At 64.1% G+C, this 17,152-nt stretch carries 20 protein-coding genes and 1 pseudogene; 15 read left to right on the top strand and 6 right to left on the bottom strand.

Annotated features, from left to right (window positions below; all coding sequences use genetic code 11):
- The first annotated feature begins 23 nt into the window (after positions 1 to 23).
- Positions 24 to 443 (top strand): DUF4118 domain-containing protein, encoded by a 420-nt coding sequence (locus ABID58_RS24145; protein ID WP_354035154.1) that lies wholly within the window; start codon positions 24 to 26, stop codon positions 441 to 443.
- A gap of 139 nt (positions 444 to 582) precedes the next feature.
- Positions 583 to 792, top strand: a complete 210-nt coding sequence (locus ABID58_RS24140) for a hypothetical protein (protein WP_148754602.1) — start codon at positions 583 to 585, stop codon at positions 790 to 792.
- 104 nt (positions 793 to 896) lie between these two features.
- Here the strand turns inward: ABID58_RS24140 and ABID58_RS24135 are convergent, their stop codons facing one another.
- Positions 897 to 1,874, bottom strand: coding sequence for a LysR family transcriptional regulator (locus tag ABID58_RS24135; protein ID WP_354035152.1), 978 nt, complete (start codon positions 1,872 to 1,874; stop codon positions 897 to 899).
- Between the two features lie 116 nt (positions 1,875 to 1,990).
- Here ABID58_RS24135 and ABID58_RS24130 point away from each other — a divergent pair, with 116 nt between their 5' ends.
- The 12 genes and pseudogenes from ABID58_RS24130 (at position 1,991) to ABID58_RS24075 (ending at position 13,762) form a co-directional block, all read left to right on the top strand.
- Positions 1,991 to 3,028, top strand: coding sequence for a class 1 fructose-bisphosphatase (locus ABID58_RS24130; RefSeq protein ID WP_354035151.1), 1,038 nt, complete (start codon positions 1,991 to 1,993; stop codon positions 3,026 to 3,028).
- A gap of 13 nt (positions 3,029 to 3,041) precedes the next feature.
- Complete coding sequence (locus ABID58_RS24125) at positions 3,042 to 3,917, top strand: phosphoribulokinase (RefSeq protein WP_354035149.1); 876 nt, start codon at positions 3,042 to 3,044, stop codon at positions 3,915 to 3,917.
- 16 nt (positions 3,918 to 3,933) lie between these two features.
- Positions 3,934 to 5,955 (top strand): transketolase, encoded by a 2,022-nt coding sequence (tkt, locus tag ABID58_RS24120; protein WP_354035147.1) that lies wholly within the window; start codon positions 3,934 to 3,936, stop codon positions 5,953 to 5,955.
- Positions 5,956 to 5,969: 14 nt separating this feature from the next.
- Positions 5,970 to 7,055 carry a class II fructose-bisphosphate aldolase gene (gene fba, locus ABID58_RS24115; protein WP_354035146.1) on the top strand — a complete coding sequence of 362 codons (1,086 nt, stop codon included), beginning with the start codon at positions 5,970 to 5,972 and terminating at the stop codon, positions 7,053 to 7,055.
- A 29-nt stretch (positions 7,056 to 7,084) separates the two neighbouring features.
- Positions 7,085 to 8,545: a form I ribulose bisphosphate carboxylase large subunit gene (locus ABID58_RS24110; protein WP_354035144.1), complete on the top strand. Its 1,461-nt coding sequence runs from the start codon at positions 7,085 to 7,087 to the stop codon at positions 8,543 to 8,545.
- Between the two features lie 11 nt (positions 8,546 to 8,556).
- Entirely contained in the window at positions 8,557 to 8,964 is a 408-nt protein-coding gene (locus ABID58_RS24105; protein WP_148754595.1) for a ribulose bisphosphate carboxylase small subunit, read from the top strand.
- A gap of 98 nt (positions 8,965 to 9,062) precedes the next feature.
- Positions 9,063 to 9,995, top strand: a complete 933-nt coding sequence (cbbX, locus tag ABID58_RS24100; protein WP_354035143.1) for a CbbX protein — start codon at positions 9,063 to 9,065, stop codon at positions 9,993 to 9,995.
- Entirely contained in the window at positions 9,992 to 10,729 is a 738-nt protein-coding gene (rpe, locus tag ABID58_RS24095) for a ribulose-phosphate 3-epimerase (protein WP_354035142.1), read from the top strand. Before cbbX ends, rpe begins: the two co-directional genes overlap by 4 nt.
- Positions 10,730 to 10,828: 99 nt before the next feature.
- A pseudogene (locus tag ABID58_RS24090) lies at positions 10,829 to 11,053 on the top strand (hypothetical protein); the annotation flags it as partial.
- Between the two features lie 110 nt (positions 11,054 to 11,163).
- Positions 11,164 to 11,376 (top strand): hypothetical protein, encoded by a 213-nt coding sequence (locus tag ABID58_RS24085; protein WP_254129531.1) that lies wholly within the window; start codon positions 11,164 to 11,166, stop codon positions 11,374 to 11,376.
- A 195-nt stretch (positions 11,377 to 11,571) separates the two neighbouring features.
- Positions 11,572 to 13,113, top strand: a complete 1,542-nt coding sequence (locus tag ABID58_RS24080; protein WP_187435243.1) for a Do family serine endopeptidase — start codon at positions 11,572 to 11,574, stop codon at positions 13,111 to 13,113.
- A 286-nt stretch (positions 13,114 to 13,399) separates the two neighbouring features.
- Positions 13,400 to 13,762 (top strand): hypothetical protein, encoded by a 363-nt coding sequence (locus ABID58_RS24075; protein ID WP_148754589.1) that lies wholly within the window; start codon positions 13,400 to 13,402, stop codon positions 13,760 to 13,762.
- A gap of 12 nt (positions 13,763 to 13,774) precedes the next feature.
- Here ABID58_RS24075 and ABID58_RS24070 read toward each other — a convergent pair whose 3' ends face one another.
- The 4 genes from ABID58_RS24070 to ABID58_RS24055 all read right to left on the bottom strand — a co-directional run bounded on the left by ABID58_RS24070 (position 13,775) and on the right by ABID58_RS24055 (position 15,289).
- Positions 13,775 to 14,029, bottom strand: coding sequence for a DUF6496 domain-containing protein (locus ABID58_RS24070; protein WP_354035140.1), 255 nt, complete (start codon positions 14,027 to 14,029; stop codon positions 13,775 to 13,777).
- 83 nt (positions 14,030 to 14,112) lie between these two features.
- Positions 14,113 to 14,307 (bottom strand): DUF3072 domain-containing protein, encoded by a 195-nt coding sequence (locus ABID58_RS24065; RefSeq protein WP_354035139.1) that lies wholly within the window; start codon positions 14,305 to 14,307, stop codon positions 14,113 to 14,115.
- A gap of 385 nt (positions 14,308 to 14,692) precedes the next feature.
- Entirely contained in the window at positions 14,693 to 14,923 is a 231-nt protein-coding gene (locus ABID58_RS24060; protein ID WP_148754586.1) for a hypothetical protein, read from the bottom strand.
- 96 nt (positions 14,924 to 15,019) lie between these two features.
- The gene (locus ABID58_RS24055) at positions 15,020 to 15,289 is read right to left on the bottom strand and encodes a hypothetical protein (protein WP_148754640.1); all 270 of its coding nucleotides are present in this window, start codon (positions 15,287 to 15,289) and stop codon (positions 15,020 to 15,022) included.
- Between the two features lie 58 nt (positions 15,290 to 15,347).
- Here ABID58_RS24055 and ABID58_RS24050 point away from each other — a divergent pair, with 58 nt between their 5' ends.
- A complete protein-coding gene (locus ABID58_RS24050) occupies positions 15,348 to 15,653 on the top strand; it encodes a hypothetical protein (protein ID WP_354035137.1) in 306 nt (101 codons plus the stop codon).
- On the opposite strand, the gene ABID58_RS24045 is transcribed toward ABID58_RS24050, so the two are convergent.
- A complete protein-coding gene (locus ABID58_RS24045; protein WP_354035135.1) occupies positions 15,650 to 17,143 on the bottom strand; it encodes a sensor histidine kinase in 1,494 nt (497 codons plus the stop codon). The genes ABID58_RS24050 and ABID58_RS24045 overlap by 4 nt on opposite strands.
- Positions 17,144 to 17,152: the final 9 nt, after the last annotated feature.

The raw sequence follows: 17,152 nt of genomic DNA, 5'->3' as shown, positions 1-17,152 counted from the left end.
TAAGCGGCGGCAGGGGAGGCCCTATGAGGCGTGCGGGACTGTATGGCGTACCGCGAGTACGGCCATGGTCGTGGCAGGCGTTTGTGCTCGGTTTTGTCGTTGTCGCGGTGTCGGCTGCGCTTCAAGCCGTCTGCGTTGTGCTCGGCGCAAAGCTCTACTTCGCGGCGTTCCTGCCCAGCCTGTTCGTGCTCGGCATTGTCGCGGGCGCACCGGCAGCGGTGTTCGCCGCACTGCTCACTGTTCCGCTGGTGTGGTGGGCGTTCATCCCGCCCTTCTTCGAGTTCACGCCGCTGTCCAGTGCGAGCGCGGATTCCATCAACTTGTTCTTCTTGCTGGCCGTGCTCCTGATCGGCCTCGCCGATCTCTGCCGCGCGAGCATGACGATCATCAGCCGCGGTGGGTTGAAGTCGTCGGGCGAGACCGCGGCAACGAATTCGCAATAATCAGGTGCTGTACGGAGCGTGCGCGTTGCGCGCGGGCAACAGTCCGGCAACCATCCGTGCAGCTGGATCGCGCCGCTAACTTTTCGAAAAAGATTTGGCCGCAATTTCCTCCGTGGGAATACGAGGGAGTTTTTTCGACATGAACGGCCAAATCAACGGACACGCCATTTTCGAGAACGTGCGCCGCTACCGCGGCATCGCATCGCTCTATCGCCAGACCGCGGCGTTTCGGCCGGGCCAGCGCTGGTCGCTGCTTCAGCAGGCCAGCGAGTGGGAAGCCCGCGCGCTGTCGGAGCTGGAGGCCTATTTCGCCGCGCGCGCCGATTACGCCACGCCGCTCGCTGCCTGATTGTTAACCATCCGACGCGAACGTCAGCGAAGCGCCTCCTCCAGATCATCGTCATTCTGGTGGCGACGGTCGCAATGAAGCTGATGGGGTAAGCGCCGGCGGCGCTATCGCTCGCCGAAATTGGGCACCTCGGGCAGATAGTTCGCGCCTTCCGATCCCAAAAAATCGAACATCGCCTGCGCCGGCGGCAACAGCACCTTGTCGCTGCGGCGGATCACGTACCATTGCCGCACAATCGGCAGGCCCGCGACGTCGAGCACGATCAGTCGGCCTTCGGCGAGCTCATGCGCCACCGTATGCGCCGAGATGAAGGCGATGCCGAGTCCGGCGATCACCGCCTGCTTGATGGTCTCGTTGCTGCTCATCTCCATGCCGATGATCGGTTCGAGATCGGACTTCTGGAACATTCCCTCCATCAGCGTGCGTGTGCCCGATCCCGGCTCGCGGGTGAGGAAGGTCTCGTGCACGAGATCGGTCAGGCTGAGGCCCGAATCCTTCTCCAGCCAATGCCCCTTGCGCGCGACGATGATGTGCGGATTGCGCCCGAGTTGGCGTACGTCGACGCTGACGTCGGCCGGTGGCCGACCCATCACCGCGAAATCGAGCTCGTAGCCGTGGATGGCCTCGCGGATCTCCTCGCGGTTGCCGATAGTCAGCTTGATCTCGATCTTCGGTGAGCGCTTGGAGAATGCCGCGATTGCGTGCGGCACGAAATATTTCGCGGTCGAGACCGCGCCGAGATGCACCGTGCCGGCGGTTCTTCCGGCGAGCAGGTCGAGCGCGCCCTGACAGTCCGTGATCGCGGCCTCGACGCGCTCGGCGAGCGCCAGGACCTCGCGGCCTGCCTCCGTCAGCAGCATGCCGTCGCCGGTCCGCTGCACCAGCGGCAGGCCGGCGAGGTCCTGAAGCTGCCTCAGCTGCTGGGTTACGGCCGGCTGGGTCAGCCCGAGTTGGGTCGAGGCCGCGGTGACGCTGCCCTTGGCTGAAAGCGCCGCAAGCGAGCGCAACTGCCGGATCGTCAGATGCCGGAGCTGGGCCGCTGCATGGCCGGGACCACTATAAGAAAATTCTTTGGCGCTCATTATAATTAGAAATTTTCCTTATTAAGCTGCCCCTGTCAATCTCCTTATGCCGGGACCGACCGCACCGACCTCCGCCGGGGAGGGAACTGGATGCGGCGCCCAGAAGGGATGGACGCATGACCGGGCAACTCAGGCTGGACGACCACCTTCAACGGTATTCCGAGACGGCACCGCACGCGCTGGCAGTGGCGGCCGCAGCCGATGCCATCGCGGCGGCCGCGATCGAGATCGCCGACCTCATCAGCACCGGCGATCTCGCGGACGCCTCGGGCCTGACCACGGGCCGCAACAGCGACGGCGATCTCCAGCGCGATCTCGACATCCAGGCGGATGCGATCCTGCGCCGCTGCCTCGGCAAGGTGCCGGTCGCGGCGCTGGCATCGGAGGAGATGCGCGAGCCGCAGGTCGGAGACCGCGAAGCAAAGATCTGCGTCGCAATCGATCCGCTCGACGGCTCCTCCAACATCGATCTCAACATGACCGTCGGCACGATCTTCTCGATTCTGCCCGCGACGGACGACCTATCGCTCGCTTTCCATCAGCGCGGCTCGGCGCAGCTCGCCGCGGGCTTCGTCACCTACGGCCCGCAGACTTCGCTGGTGCTGACGCTCGGCGACGGTGTCGACATATTCACCCTCGACCGCAAGGCCGGCTGTTTCCGGCTCGCGCGCAGCAGCGTGCAGATCTCCGAGGCGTGCGACGAGTTCGCGATCAATGCGTCCAACCGCCGGCATTGGGACCCGCCGATGCGTGCCTTCATCGACGAATGCCTGGCCGGTGTCGACGGACCCGCCAACCATAATTTCAATATGCGCTGGATCGGCTCGCTGGTCGCGGAGGCCTATCGCATCCTCACCCGCGGCGGCATCTTCCTCTATCCCTCTGACGCGCGTCCCGGCTATGGCGACGGCCGCCTGCGTTTGACCTACGAAGCCCATCCGATGGCGATGGTTATCGAGCAGGCCGGCGGCTCCGCTTCGACCGGGCGCGAGCGCGTCCTCGACCTCGCGGCGGACAGCCTGCACCAGCGCGTGCCGCTGGTCATGGGGTCGAGTAACGAGGTGCGGCGCGTCGCCGAGCTGCACTGCGATCCGCTGCTCGTTGCCAGCGTCTCGGCGCCGCTGTTCGCGCGGCGCGGCTTCTTCCGGTTGTGATGGGAGGCAACGAATGTCCAGGAAGCATCCGATCATCTCCATCACCGGCTCCTCTGGCGCAGGAACGACCTCGGTCAAGAAGACCTTTGAGCAGATCTTCTTCCGCGAGAAGGTCAACGCCGTCTACATCGAAGGCGACGCCTTCCATCGCTACGACCGCACCGAGATGCGCACGCAGATGGCCACGGAGGCCGAGCGTGGCAACAAGCATTTCAGCCATTTCAGCCCCGAGACCAATCTGTTCGAGGAGCTGGAGCGCGCGTTCCGCGACTATGGCGAGACCGGCACCGCGGTGACGCGGCACTACGTGCACGACGCCGAGGAATCCGCGCTGCACGGCGTCGCGCCCGGTACTTTCACCGAATGGGCGCGGTTGCCCGAGAACTCGGACCTGCTGTTCTACGAGGGCCTGCACGGCGCCGTGGTTACCGACAAGGTCAATGTCGCGCGCTATGCCGACCTCAAGATCGGCGTCGTGCCCGTGATCAATCTCGAGTGGATCCAGAAGCTGCACCGTGACCGCAGCGCGCGCGGCTATTCGACCGAGGCCGTCACCGACACGATTCTGCGGCGGATGCCGGATTACATCCACTACATCTGTCCGCAATTCACCGACACCGACATCAACTTCCAGCGCGTGCCGACGGTGGACACGTCCAATCCGTTCATCGCGCGCTGGATCCCGACGCCTGATGAATCGATGGTCGTGATCCGCTTCAAGAATCCGCGCGGCATCGACTTTCCCTATCTGCTCTCGATGCTGCCGCACAGCTTTATGTCGCGCGCGAATTCGATCGTGTGTCCGGGGGCGAAGTTGGACCTGGCGATGCAGCTGATCCTGACGCCGCTGATCATGCAGCTCATCGAGCGCAAGCGAAACCTGAAGTAAACCAGGGGAGGATCCAATGAACATCTCCGTCCACGCCGACGCCGACCTCACCGCGGTCGCGCACTCCGATCTCGCCAATGCCGTCCGCTTCCTCGCGGTCGACGCCATCGAGGCCTCGCAGTCGGGCCATCCCGGCCTGCCGATGGGCATGGCCGATGTTGCGACGGTGCTGTTCTCGCGCTTCCTGAAGTTCGACTCGGCCCATCCCAATTGGCCGGATCGAGACCGCTTCGTGCTCTCGGCCGGGCACGGCTCGATGCTGCTCTATGCGCTGCTGCATCTGACCGGTGGCGATGTCAGCCTCGACGACATCAAGGCGTTCCGGCAATGGGGCTCGAAGACGCCGGGCCATCCCGAATATGGTCACACGCCGGGCGTCGAGACTACGACCGGGCCGCTGGGGCAGGGCATTGCGACGGCCGTGGGTATGGCGCTCGCCGAGCGTATGGCCAATGCGCGGCATGGCGACGGCCTCGTCGATCACTTCACCTATGTGATATCAGGCGATGGGTGCCTGATGGAAGGGATCAGCCAGGAGGCGATCTCGCTTGCAGGTCACCTCCAGCTTGGCCGCCTGATCGTGCTGTTCGACGACAACGGCATCTCGATCGACGGACCGACATCGCTTGCGACCTCGGACGACCAGCTGGCGCGCTTCGCTGCATCCGGCTGGTCGGTCCGCCGCGTCGATGGGCACGATCCCGAGGCTGTTGCTCAGGCGATCGCAGAGGAACGTGAGAGCGCAAGACCGTCGCTGATCGCCTGCCGCACCATCATCGGTTATGGCGCGCCGGACCGACAAGGTACCGAGAAGGCGCATGGTGCGCCGCTTGGCACCGAGCAGACCGCGGCGGCGCGGCGGACGCTTGGCTGGGACTATCAGCCGTTCGTGGTGCCGATCCTGATCCTGAAGGCGTGGCGGATGATTGGGCAGCGTGGGCAAGTGGATCGCCTCGCTTGGCTCGATCGTTACGAACGCGCGACGCCCGAGCAGCGCGACCTGTTCATCGAGGGCAAGTCGGTTGCCCTGCCGATCGCCTATGCCCAGGCCTCGGCGAAATTGCGCGAGCGCTTTGCCACCGAGCGTCCAAAGCTTGCGACGCGGCAAGCCTCGCAACAGGTGCTCGACGGCATCGCGGGAACGATTCCCGGACTTGTCGGCGGCTCTGCGGACCTGACACATTCGAACCTGACGCATGCCAAGGCGCAGGCGCCTGTCCGACGTGACGCGTTCGCCGGCGATTACATCCACTATGGCATTCGCGAGCACGGCATGGCGGCTGCCATGAACGGACTCGCGGTGCATGGCGGCTTCATTCCCTATGGCGGCACGTTTCTCGCCTTCTCCGACTACAGCCGGCCGGCGATCCGCCTTGCGGCCCTGATGCGGCTGCGTGTCATCCATGTGATGACGCACGACTCCATCGGCCTCGGCGAGGATGGTCCGACGCATCAGCCGGTCGAGCATCTCGCCGCTCTCCGCGTCATTCCGAACCTGCTCGTGTTCCGTCCCGCCGATGCGGTGGAGACGCTGGAAGCCTGGGACTGCGCGCTCGAATCGGAGGATCGTCCGTCCGTGCTGTGCCTGTCGCGCCAAGCGTTGCCGACCTTCCGCAGCGATGTGCGCGGCAGGAACCGGGTCGCGCGCGGCGCCTATGTGATTGTCTCGCCCGATGGCGGACGCGACGTGACACTGGTGGCGACCGGCTCGGAAGTCTCGATCGCGCTGGAAGCGGCTCGCCTGCTCGCGACCGAGCATGTCCGCGCCGCCGTCGTGTCGGCGCCGTGCTTCGCCCTGTTCGAGGAGCAACCGGACGATTATCGCGCCGCGGTTCTTGGCACGGCGCCGCGTGTCGGCATCGAGGCGGCCGTCGCCGGCGATTGGCATCGCTGGATCGGCGCTGAGGGCGAGTTCGTCGGCATGCGCGGCTTCGGTGCCTCGGCACCGGCTCCAGTGCTCTACCGCGAATTCGGCATCACGCCGCAAAGCGTCGCCGAAGCTGCCCGGCGGGCGATCGCCCGCGCTCGCAAGCAATAACAGGAGGACCCTTCGTGGCCCGTATCACCCTTCGCCAATTACTCGATCATGCCGCCAGCCACGGCTACGCGGTGCCGGCATTCAACATCAACAACATGGAGCAGGGCATCGCGATCATGCAGGCGGCGGCCGAGGTCGATGCGCCCGTCATCATCCAGGCCTCGCGCGGTGCCCGTAGCTATGCCGGCGATCTCATGCTTTCGCACATGATCGACGCGCTGGAGCGAACCTATCCGGACATTCCACTCTGCATGCACCAGGACCACGGCAACGACGAGGCCACCTGTGCCAGCGCCATCGCACATGGCTTCACCTCGGTGATGATGGACGGTTCGCTCAAGGCCGACGCGAAGACGGCGGCCGACTACGACTACAACGTCGCGATCACCCGCCGCGTCGTCGATCTCGCGCACTGGGTCGGCGCCTCCGTCGAAGGCGAGCTCGGTGTGCTCGGCTCGCTCGAGCATGGTGGTGGTGAGCAGGAGGATGGCCACGGCGTCGAGGGCAAGGTCAGCCACGACCAACTGCTGACCGATCCCGACCAGGCCGTCGACTTCGTTCGTGCCACCAAGGTCGATGCGCTCGCCATTGCAATGGGTACTTCGCACGGCGCCTACAAGTTCAGCCGCAAGCCGGATGGCGACATTCTGGCGATGCGGGTGGTCGAGGAGATCCATCGCCGACTGCCCAACACGCACCTCGTGATGCACGGTTCCTCGTCGGTGCCGCAGCCGCTCCAGGACATGTTCAACCAGTTCGGCGGCGAGATGCCGCAGACCTGGGGCGTGCCGGTCGAGGAGATTGTCCGGGGCATCAAGAGCGGCGTGCGCAAGGTCAATATCGACACGGATTGCCGGCTCGCCATGACCGCCGTGTTCCGCAAGGTCGCCACACAGAATCGCAACGAGTTCGATCCGCGCAAATTCTTGAAACCCGCGATGGATGCGATGCGCGAGCTTTGCCGCGATCGTTTTGAGCAGTTCGGCACCGCGGGCCACGCCAGCAAGATCAAGGTCGTTCCCTTGAGCGAGATGGCGCGGCGCTACCGCACCGGCGAGCTCGACCCCAGTACCGGCGCCCGCGAGCCAGTCGCAGCCTAATCATGCAGAGAGAAGAGCAGGAGAGAGCCATGAATGCACATGCAGGAACCGTTCGCGGCAAGGAACGCTATCGCTCGGGCACGATGGAATACGCGCGCATGGGCTATTGGGAGCCCGACTATGTGCCAAAGGACACCGATGTCATCGCGCTGTTCCGCGTGACGCCGCAAGAGGGCGTCGACCCGATCGAGGCGTCGGCCGCGGTCGCCGGCGAATCCTCGACCGCGACCTGGACGGTGGTGTGGACCGACCGCCTGACCGCTGCCGAGAAGTATCGCGCAAAGTGCTATCGCGTCGATCCGGTGCCCGGCACGCCTGGCTCGTATTTCGCCTACATCGCCTATGACCTCGACCTGTTCGAGCCGGGTTCGATCGCCAACCTGTCGGCATCGATCATCGGCAACGTGTTCGGCTTCAAGCCGCTCAAGGCGCTACGCCTGGAGGACATGCGCTTCCCGGTCGCCTATGTGAAGACATTCCAGGGACCGGCGACCGGCATCGTGGTCGAGCGCGAGCGGCTCGACAAGTTCGGCCGACCGCTGCTGGGCGCAACAATCAAACCGAAGCTCGGACTCTCCGGCCGCAACTACGGCCGCGTCGTCTACGAGGCGCTGAAAGGCGGGCTCGACTTCACCAAGGACGACGAGAACATCAACTCGCAGCCCTTCATGCACTGGCGCGACCGTTTCCTCTATTGCATGGAGGCGGTGAACCGCGCGCAGGCGGCCTCCGGCGAGGTCAAGGGCACGTATCTGAACATCACTGCCGGGACGATGGAGGACATGTACGAGCGCGCGGAGTTCGCGAAGGAGCTCGGGTCGTGCATCGTCATGATCGACCTCGTGATCGGCTACACCGCGATCCAGTCCATGGCGAAATGGGCGCGCCGCAACGACATGATCCTGCATCTGCACCGCGCCGGTCACTCGACCTATACGCGGCAGAAAAACCACGGCGTGTCGTTCCGCGTCATCGCCAAATGGATGCGGCTGGCCGGCGTCGACCACATCCATGCCGGCACCGTGGTCGGCAAGCTCGAAGGCGATCCCAACACCACGCGCGGCTATTACGACGTCTGCCGCGAGGATTTTAACCCGACCAGGCTCGAGCATGGCCTGTTCTTCGACCAGTCCTGGGCGAGCCTGAACAAGATGATGCCGGTGGCCTCCGGCGGCATCCATGCCGGCCAGATGCACCAGCTGCTCGATCTGCTCGGCGAGGACGTCGTGCTGCAATTCGGCGGCGGCACCATCGGCCATCCCATGGGCATTGCGGCGGGCGCGATCGCCAACCGCGTGGCGCTGGAGGCGATGATCCTCGCCCGCAACGAGGGCCGCGACTATGTCCATGAAGGTCCGGAGATCCTGGCCAGAGCCGCCGAGACGTGTACGCCGCTGAAGGCCGCACTCGAGGTCTGGAAGGACGTCACCTTCAACTATCAATCCACAGACACGCCGGACTTCGTGCCGACCGCGCTCGAAACGGCTTGAGGAGACGCAACATGAAACTCACCCAGGGCTGCTTCTCATTCCTGCCCGATCTTACCGACGATCAGATCACCAAGCAGGTGCAGTACTGCCTCGCCAATGGCTGGGCGGTGAACATCGAGTTCACCGACGACCCGCATCCCCGCAACACCTATTGGGAGATGTGGGGCCTGCCGATGTTCGATCTCCAGGACGCCGCCGGTGTGATGATGGAGCTCGCCGAGTGCCGCAGGGTCTATGGCGACCGTTACATCCGCATCAGTGGCTTTGACTCCAGCCATGGATGGGAGTCGGTGCGCATATCTTTCCTGGTCAACCGCCCGCCGCAGGAGGCTGAATTCGAGCTGGTGCGGCAGGAGGTTGGCGGCCGCGCGATCCGGTACAGCACCATACGCAAGCCGGCTGCCCACGCCTCGCAATAGCCACTCCCTTCCGCGCGGAGCACTCCCTGCTCCGTATCCTTGGCGGACCACTGCTTCGCCGCTCCCCTCGCGGCGAAGCTCTTTTCTTCGAGGTGCCCATGCTCGACGTTCCCCATGCAACGGCCGCCGAAGGCGGTGAGACCCAATTCGATCTCCGCAAGGAGGCCGAAGCGGCCGGCATCACCGACACGCTGCAACAGCTCGATCAGGAGCTGATCGGCCTCCGCCCGGTCAAGAACCGGGTGCGCCAGATCGCCTCGCTGCTGCTGATCGAGCGGATCCGCCAGCGTGCGGGCCTCGCATCGGCACCACCGACACTGCACATGTCGTTCACCGGCAATCCCGGTACCGGCAAGACCACAGTGGCGTTGCGCATGGCAAAGATCCTGCACGGGCTCGGCTTCGTGCGGCGCGGGCAGGTGATCTCGGTGACGCGAGACGATCTTGTCGGGCAATATATCGGCCACACCGCGCCGAAGACGAAGGAGATCCTGAAGAAGGCGATGGGCGGCGTGCTCTTCATCGACGAGGCCTATTACTTGCACCGGCCCGACAACGAACGCGACTACGGCCAGGAGGCGATCGAGATCCTGCTCCAGGTGATGGAGAACCAGCGCGAAGACCTCGTGGTGATCCTCGCCGGCTATGGCGAGCGCATGACGAGCTTCTTCGCCTCCAATCCCGGCTTCCGCTCGCGCATCGCCCATCACATCGAATTTCCGGATTATGCGGAAGCCGAGCTGCTGGTCATCGCCGAGCTGATGCTGAGGGAGCGCGGCTACCGCCTCTCGGTGGCTGCGCGCGAGGCCTTCGAGAAGTACATCGCGTTGCGCCGGACCCAGCCGTTCTTCTCCAATGCGCGCTCGATCCGCAACGCCGTCGATCGCATTCGCCTGCGGCAGGCCGATCGCCTGGTGTCGGATCTCGACCGCATGCTCGACGTTGCCGCTCTCGAGACGATCGATCCCATCGACGTCCTGGCGAGCCGTGTCTTCAGCGGCGGGGCAGATGCGCGGAGTGCAAAGACATGACCAGGGAGATCATTATCGCCCCCTCGATCCTTGCGGCGGATTTCGCGCGCCTCGGCGAGGAGATCGCAGCGATCGATGCGGCCGGCGCCGACTGGATCCACTGCGACGTCATGGACGGCCACTTCGTGCCGAATATCAGCTTTGGCGCAGATGTCATCAAGGCGATCCGTCCGGCGACGAAGAAGGTCTTTGACGTGCATCTGATGATCGCGCCTGTCGATCCCTATCTGGAGGCGTTCGCGAAGGCGGGGGCCGATGTCATCACCGTCCATGCCGAGGCGGGCCCGCATCTCGACCGTTCGCTCCAGGCGATCCGCGCACTCGGCAAGAAGGCAGGCGTCAGCCTGTGTCCGGCGACGCCCGAGAGCGCGATCGAATATGTGCTCGATCGTCTAGATCTTGTGCTGGTGATGACGGTCAACCCTGGCTTCGGCGGCCAGTCTTTCCTCGAATCCCAGCTCGAGAAGATCAGGCGCATTCGAAGCATGATCGGCGAGCGGCCGATCCGTCTCGAGGTCGATGGTGGCGTCACGCGGGACAATGCCGCTGCGGTTGCCGAGGCCGGCGCGGATACGCTCGTGGCGGGTTCCGCGGTTTTCCGCGGCAAGAGCAATGCCGATTATGCCGCCAACATCGCGGCCATTCGCGTTGCCGCGGAAGCCGCCCGGGTTCCGAAACTGCAGGATCATTCCGCGCTGCCGATGCGTGCAGGAGAAGGCGGGCGCATCCGGTAGATTACGGAGGCGCTGCGCGCAACCGCGACGTGTTCCCTGGGTCTTACGGAGGCTCGCCGCGGAAGCTGCTCGCCAATGCCGCCTCCGCGCTGTGTCGCGCCGGTGGTCGCGGAAGGGGTGGAGACGGAGGCGCAGCGTGCCCTCCTGGAACACGAGGGCTGTGGGGAGATGCAGGGCTATCTCATCGGGCGGCCCGAACCGATCGAACAGTATTGCGATCTGATCGGCATCAACGTCGAACGCCGCCGCTACGCCTTGAACCCATCGCAGCTTCCAGGCTCGGTTCGCCCGATAGGAACCAATGGGCGTCTGCAGGTTTTCTGAAAATTAACCCAGGTTAAGCGGGCCGTGGGCGCAAGAAATGTTTTGCATAACCGCCATCGGCCTGACGCAAATCAGGGTAATAAGCCTGTGTGAATGCGAGGGAGGGTCTCATGGAGAACGTACGTCGCTACCGCGCGCTGGCGTCCCTCTGTCGCCAGCAGGCGGCCTATCGGCCGCTCCAGAACTGGCAGCTGCTCGGCCAGGCCGAACATTTCGAATATCTTGCCGAGATCGCGCTGAAGGCGCATTTCGACGCGTGCAATGCGCAACGCGAAGACGACGCCATTGCAGCTGCGGCATGGGAGCGCCCCGCCGCGGCTTAGAGCGCTCTAACTGCAATTCCTCAACGGGCTGCTCGCCGGGCTTTCATTGCGCAGCGCGACGTCCGTTTCGAGAATCTGGCTTGCGGCCGCCGGCCGCACTTTCTTTGCCAAGATTTAATCGCGTGGACGGGACGCCGTAAGGTGACGATGTCCATGTTGGGTGCAAGGCGACTTACCCAACATGGACATTTCAACATGATCGATCGCGTCAATTCCGACACCACCAAGAGCCGTACAATTCTGAAGCCGCGCCGGCTTGCGCTGCTTGGCACCGTGGCCGCACTTGGCGTGGCCGTGCTGGCTGCGTCTCCCGCTTCGACGCCGTTCGGCGTGAACTCCCTGATTGCGCCTGCGCAGGCAGCTGAAAGCGCCGCGACGCCGCCGGGCTTCGGCGACCTCGTCAGCAAGGTCAAGCCCGCCGTCATCTCGGTGCGCGTGAAGATCGACCAGGACAACGACAAGAGCGCGATGCTGCAACAGAACCGGATGGATTCGGATGAGGATTCTCCGTTCGACCAGTTCTCGCGGCAGTTCGGCTTTCCGGGCGGCATGAACGGCATGCCGCGCCAACGTCACCAGGTGGTCACGGGCGAGGGCTCAGGCTTCTTCATCTCGGCCGACGGCTATGCCGTGACCAACAACCACGTCGTCGACCATGCACAGTCGGTGCAGGTGACGACGGACGACGGCACGATCTACACCGCGAAAGTGGTCGGCACCGATCCGAAGACCGATCTCGCGCTGATCAAGGTCGAGGGCAAAAAGGACTTTCCGTTCGTGAAATTCTCCGACCAGAAGCCGCGGATCGGCGACTGGGTGGTTGCTGTTGGCAATCCCTTCGGCCTCGGCGGCACCGTGACGGCCGGCATCGTCTCGGCCAGCGGCCGCGACATCGGCAACGGTCCGTATGACGACTTCATCCAGATCGATGCGCCCATCAACAAGGGCAACTCCGGCGGTCCGGCCTTCGACATGAACGGCAACGTGATCGGCGTGAACACCGCGATCTTCTCGCCCTCGGGCGGCTCGGTCGGCATCGGCTTCGATATTCCGTCCTCGACTGCAAAGCTCGTGGTCGCGCAGTTGAAGGACAAGGGTGCTGTCACCCGCGGCTGGCTCGGTGTGCAGGTGCAACCGGTGACGGCGGAGATCGCCGACAGCCTCGGCCTGAAGGCGGCGCGCGGCGCAATCGTCGATAACCCGCAGGATGGCAGCCCGGCGGCGAAGGCCGGCATCGAGGCGGGCGATGTCATCACTGCCGTCAACGGCACCGCGATCAAGGACTCCCGCGATCTCGCCCGCACCATCGCCACGCTGGCGCCGGGCACGTCCGTGAAGCTCGATGTCGTCCACAAGGGCGACACCAAGACGGTGACGCTGGCGCTCGGCGAACTGCCTACCGAGCGGCAGGCCCAAGGAAGCGGCAACGCTGACGACGGCAAGACGCAGCAGGCCCCCGGCACGCCGCGCCTCGGCCTCAGCCTGGCGCCCGCTGGCGACGTCCAGGGCGCAGGTCAGAAGGGCGTCGTGGTCACGGAGGTCGACCCGCAGGGACCGGCGGCGCAGCGCGGCATCCAGACCGGCGACGTCATCCTCAATGTCGGCGGCAAGGCAGTCGCCACTGTCGGCGACGTCCGCTCGGAGCTGGCGCAGGCCAAATCGTCCGGCAAGAACAGCGTGCTGCTGCAGGTGAAGAATGCGGAGGCGACCCGGTTCATCGCGGTGCCGCTCGCCTGATCTGATCACGCCTCTTGGTCTCGACGGCAAATTCAAAAGGCGGCCTGCGGGCCGCCTTTTTCGTGCGCGCCTTCCGAGATACCCACAGGCCGCCGATAACATTCTCGTTAACGGCAGCAATGATGACGGGTTCGTCCGAAAAAGCCGCGTTCACTCGTCAGACTTTGAGATCGCGTGTTGTGCTTTGGCGGCAATGACGGCGCCGAGGCAAATTGCAGGAGTGGAACTTCGGACCTCCGGCCGCTTTGTGGAACCGGCCGGTGGTTCGCATTTGATCGGTGCCGACATGGATCGATTGAAGCTCTCGCTGAAGCTTGCGCTGCTCGCGGCGCCTCTATTGCTGTCGACCGGAAGTGCCATGGGGCGCGATGATGGCCGCTTCACCGATTCGCCGCTAAAACCCTGGTTCGACAGCCTGCGCAGCCATCTCGGTCCATGCTGTTCGGACGCGGACGGCGTTGCCGTGGCCGATCCTGACTGGGACTCGCACAACGGGCACTACCGAGTCCGGCTTGATGGGGAATGGGTCGAGGTCCCCGACGAAGCTGTGATCACCGAGCCGAACCGCGCCGGTCGCACCATGGTCTGGCCGGTCAAGACGGCGTTCGGCGTTTCGATCCGCTGCTTCATGCCCGGCACCATGATCTGACGCCGATCGGCGTCACCGCTTGGCGGATTTGCGCTTCGAGCTCTTCTTTGTCGTCTTCTTGGACGCCTTCCGTTTCGAAGCCTTCTTCGGGACCTTCTTGCCCTTCTTGCGCGCTTCCGAGAGGCCGATCGCGATCGCCTGCTTGCGGCTCTTCACGCGTCCGCCGCGACCGCTCTTCGCAGTCCCCTTCTTGTAACGCCGCGTCTGGCGCTCGACATCACTGCTGGCGCTGCGTGAGTAGCTGCGCTTCTTTGCCTTGCGTGCCATCAACTCTCTCCCTTGGCCTCCCCTTGGCCTCGGAAGAGAACAGGAGTGCTGACCCAACGTTCCAAAGGCGCCGGCCGCGAGCCTTAGAAGGAGTTCGCGAGCTCGATCTCCGCTTCCAGCACCTGGATGCGGCGCGCGGCTTCGGTAGAGGACAGACTGCGATCGTATTGCGCGGGTTGGTAGGCCTCTTCACTCAGCCGCTTCAGTCGCAGCCCCTGCGCCCGGGTCATCTGCTCCATGAGGAAAACCTTGGCGTCGTATTTGCCCTGAACCTGCATGTCCGCTCTCCATTCTGAATTCATGGTCTGACTATATGTTCTTATTTTGTTCTAACAAGCCTCTAACTAGTCAAGGACAACAGAATCAATGAAATTCGACGTAAAATCAGTGCCTTGAGGCTGGAGATGGCCGATGTCGAGGCGGCCGTACGCGATCTTGTCGATCGCGATGCGACTACACCGAGCGGGCGCAGGCACAGATGGATCTGCGCCGGAAAATCAATCTGTTGATCGGCGAATGGAAGGCCGCTGGCGGTGGCAAGGTGTTGATTTGAGGCGGGCCGGCCGGGATGCTTTGACCCACGCACCGACCGTGTGGCCCTGAGAGGATGTTCGATCATCCAAGAACAGGCCCCGCTCTGGCGAAGCCTGTTCTCTGGCGAGCTTACTTGGTGTTGCCCGGGGCGCTCTTGTTGTTCGTCATGGTGCCGCCCTGGTCAGAGCCGCCCTGACCGGAGGTGTCGCTGCCCTTGGACTTCGTGTTGGCGCCTGTCGTTTGCGAGGACGAGGTCGATGATTCATGCTTGGCCTTGTGTGACTTGGCCTGTGCGGCGAAGGGCGCGGCGGCGAGGCCGGTTGCCAACATCACGGCGAGAGCGAGCTTGGTCGTGTTCATGCGCGGGAACTCCCTGAGTTGAATTGACGCAGGCACCCAACCGCTATTTGCCGCGGGAGTTCCGAACAATACGTCGCATTGCGCCTCACGCGCGCTTCAAGATTCCTTGTCCTCGTTGAGGATGAGCACGACGCCCGTCAGGGCGGCACCGATGGCAAACGTCGTCACCATCGTGCCGACAAAGACCAAGGCTGCCGCACGGCCGCCGTGGTTCAGCAATTCTGCGACCGCAGGATTGACCAGAATGAGCGCGAGCGTGAAGGCCAGACCGAGTGCAGCGCCCATCATCGCATGCGTCATCAATTTGATGACGCCGGTGGGAGAGATCAGACTTGGCGACCTATTTGGCGACTTTTTTGCGCGCATGGAACTGCCGATCGATCTGTCATGCAAACGCGTGCCGCAATCGCGGGTTCCAATGCGCATGAAGGAATTGTCATCTGCCGCTTCATCCGACGTTCATGCCGACTTTGCGAAGATGAACGCCATCAACACGGGAACATTCGATATGGGCAAGGTGGTCTTTCTCTATCGCTCGCTGGCCTACCGTAACGCGGCGGCCGACATGTTGCGCAAAGCACGCAAGCTGCCGCGCGGTGCGGAGCGCAGCGCCGCCCGCCGCTACGCGACGGCGTTGCGCGATCTCGCGCGAACGGAAGCCTGGCTCGAAGGGCGTGTCGCCGATGAACCGCAGCCGATGTTACGGCTGAAGGTCGCTGCGTCGCGCTAACCCGACGCGCGCTGAAGTTCGGGAGAGGTGCTGGGCTCGAACTTGTCCTGCACCGCCGATGTTGCCGCGCTCTTGCGCGTCAATGGCACATCAAGGCGGCACAACAAGCCCTCTGGACGCCAGTCGAACTGCGCCTGTCCGCCGAGCTGGGATTCGACACTGGCCAGCAGGCTTCTTGTGCCAAAGCCACGCGACTTCGGCGTCCTGACCAACGGCCCTCCGGTCTCGTCCCACGTCAAGGTGAGGAGATCGTTCTCGGCCTGCCAGCCGATCGCGAGCCGCCCCGACCGGGTCGAGAGCGCGCCATACTTGGCCGAATTGGTGAAGAGCTCGTGCAGCGCCAGCGCCAGTGTCTGGGCGGTCGCCGGCAGCAACTGCACCTCGGGACCCCCGAGCTTGATCTGTCCGCCGAGCGAATAGGGCGCAAGCTCTTCCTCGATGAGCTTGGAGAGCTCGGCGCCCTGCCAGCTCGACAGCGACAGGATGGTGTGCACGCGCGCGAGCGCATTGATGCGCCCCTCGACGGCATTGACGTAAGCCTTGACCTCGTCGGCGCGGGTGAGGCGCACGATCGACTGTGCCAGAGCCAGCGCATTCTTGGCGCGGTGATCGACTTCGCGCGCCAGCAGGTTCTGCCGTTCCTCGGCGCGCTTGCGTTCGGTGATATCGACTGTGACGCCGCTCACCCGCACGACTCGACCGCCCGGATCCATAGTCGCGGCGGCCGTGCCGACGCACCAGCGCACATCACCATCGGGCCGGCAGACGCGGAACTCTCCTTCATAGGCGTGCGCGCCGGTATCGAACGCGGCAATCGCCTGGCCGAACTGGTCCACGTCATCCGGGTGCAGCAGCGCCTGGATGTTGGCCGAGGTGACGTTGAACGTCTCCGGTGTCACGCCAAAGATGCGGTACTGGCCTTCGTCCCACATCCAGTCGCCGTTGACCCAGTCCCAGTCCCAGGATCCCATCTTGCCGGCGGCGATTGCCATGCTGCGCCGCTCTTCGCTTTCGCGCAGTTTTGCGGTGGAGTTCTCGAGCTCGGCGGTGCGGGCACGGACACGATCCTCGAGATCCTGGTTCAGCCGTTCGAGCTCGCGCGTCTTGCGATAGAGCTCGGCAAACACCTTGACCTTGGCTCGCAGCACCTCCGGCACGACAGGAACTGGCACGTAGTCGACGGCGCCCATCTCGTAGCCGCGCAGCCGGTCGATGTCGCTGACCTGGATCGCCGAAATGAAGATCATCGCGGTCTTCTGGAAGCGCGGATGCTCGCGGATCATTGCCGCGAGCTCAAAGCCGTCGAGCTCGGGCATGCAGACATCGACCAGGATCACCGCGATCTCGGTCTTGAGCAGCACCTCCAGCGCCTCGCGGCCGGACGAGGCGATCACGAGGTTCTCGCCGAGTTCCTTTAGGATCACCTCGTAAGCGAGCAGCTTGGCCGGCTGGTCGTCGACGAGGAGGATATTGACCTTTTCGTGGTCCATTCTCGGATC

Origin of the sequence: Bradyrhizobium sp. S3.2.6 (genome assembly GCF_040546885.1) — a bacterium.
In the GTDB taxonomy this organism is placed as follows: Bacteria; Pseudomonadota; Alphaproteobacteria; order Rhizobiales; family Xanthobacteraceae; genus Bradyrhizobium; species Bradyrhizobium cytisi.
This window is presented reverse-complemented; position numbering and strand designations above follow the sequence as displayed.

Bases quoted from the DNA above. Each gene is read 5' to 3' on its own strand.
- ABID58_RS24045 (WP_354035135.1), bottom strand. From the start codon at position 17,143: ATGGACCACGAAAAGGTCAATATCCTCCTCGTCGACGACCAGCCGGCC.
- ABID58_RS24080 (WP_187435243.1), top strand. From the start codon at position 11,572: ATGATCGATCGCGTCAATTCCGACACCACCAAGAGCCGTACAATTCTG.
- ABID58_RS24070 (WP_354035140.1), bottom strand. From the start codon at position 14,029: ATGGCACGCAAGGCAAAGAAGCGCAGCTACTCACGCAGCGCCAGCAGT.
- ABID58_RS24135 (WP_354035152.1), bottom strand. From the start codon at position 1,874: ATGAGCGCCAAAGAATTTTCTTATAGTGGTCCCGGCCATGCAGCGGCC.
- ABID58_RS24145 (WP_354035154.1), top strand. From the start codon at position 24: ATGAGGCGTGCGGGACTGTATGGCGTACCGCGAGTACGGCCATGGTCG.
- ABID58_RS24055 (WP_148754640.1), bottom strand. From the start codon at position 15,289: ATGCGCGCAAAAAAGTCGCCAAATAGGTCGCCAAGTCTGATCTCTCCC.
- ABID58_RS24060 (WP_148754586.1), bottom strand. From the start codon at position 14,923: ATGAACACGACCAAGCTCGCTCTCGCCGTGATGTTGGCAACCGGCCTC.
- ABID58_RS24065 (WP_354035139.1), bottom strand. From the start codon at position 14,307: ATGCAGGTTCAGGGCAAATACGACGCCAAGGTTTTCCTCATGGAGCAG.
- ABID58_RS24050 (WP_354035137.1), top strand. From the start codon at position 15,348: ATGAAGGAATTGTCATCTGCCGCTTCATCCGACGTTCATGCCGACTTT.
- ABID58_RS24105 (WP_148754595.1), top strand. From the start codon at position 8,557: ATGAAACTCACCCAGGGCTGCTTCTCATTCCTGCCCGATCTTACCGAC.
- ABID58_RS24130 (WP_354035151.1), top strand. From the start codon at position 1,991: ATGACCGGGCAACTCAGGCTGGACGACCACCTTCAACGGTATTCCGAG.
- cbbX (WP_354035143.1), top strand. From the start codon at position 9,063: ATGCTCGACGTTCCCCATGCAACGGCCGCCGAAGGCGGTGAGACCCAA.
- ABID58_RS24085 (WP_254129531.1), top strand. From the start codon at position 11,164: ATGGAGAACGTACGTCGCTACCGCGCGCTGGCGTCCCTCTGTCGCCAG.
- ABID58_RS24110 (WP_354035144.1), top strand. From the start codon at position 7,085: ATGAATGCACATGCAGGAACCGTTCGCGGCAAGGAACGCTATCGCTCG.
- rpe (WP_354035142.1), top strand. From the start codon at position 9,992: ATGACCAGGGAGATCATTATCGCCCCCTCGATCCTTGCGGCGGATTTC.
- ABID58_RS24075 (WP_148754589.1), top strand. From the start codon at position 13,400: ATGGATCGATTGAAGCTCTCGCTGAAGCTTGCGCTGCTCGCGGCGCCT.
- ABID58_RS24125 (WP_354035149.1), top strand. From the start codon at position 3,042: ATGTCCAGGAAGCATCCGATCATCTCCATCACCGGCTCCTCTGGCGCA.
- tkt (WP_354035147.1), top strand. From the start codon at position 3,934: ATGAACATCTCCGTCCACGCCGACGCCGACCTCACCGCGGTCGCGCAC.
- ABID58_RS24140 (WP_148754602.1), top strand. From the start codon at position 583: ATGAACGGCCAAATCAACGGACACGCCATTTTCGAGAACGTGCGCCGC.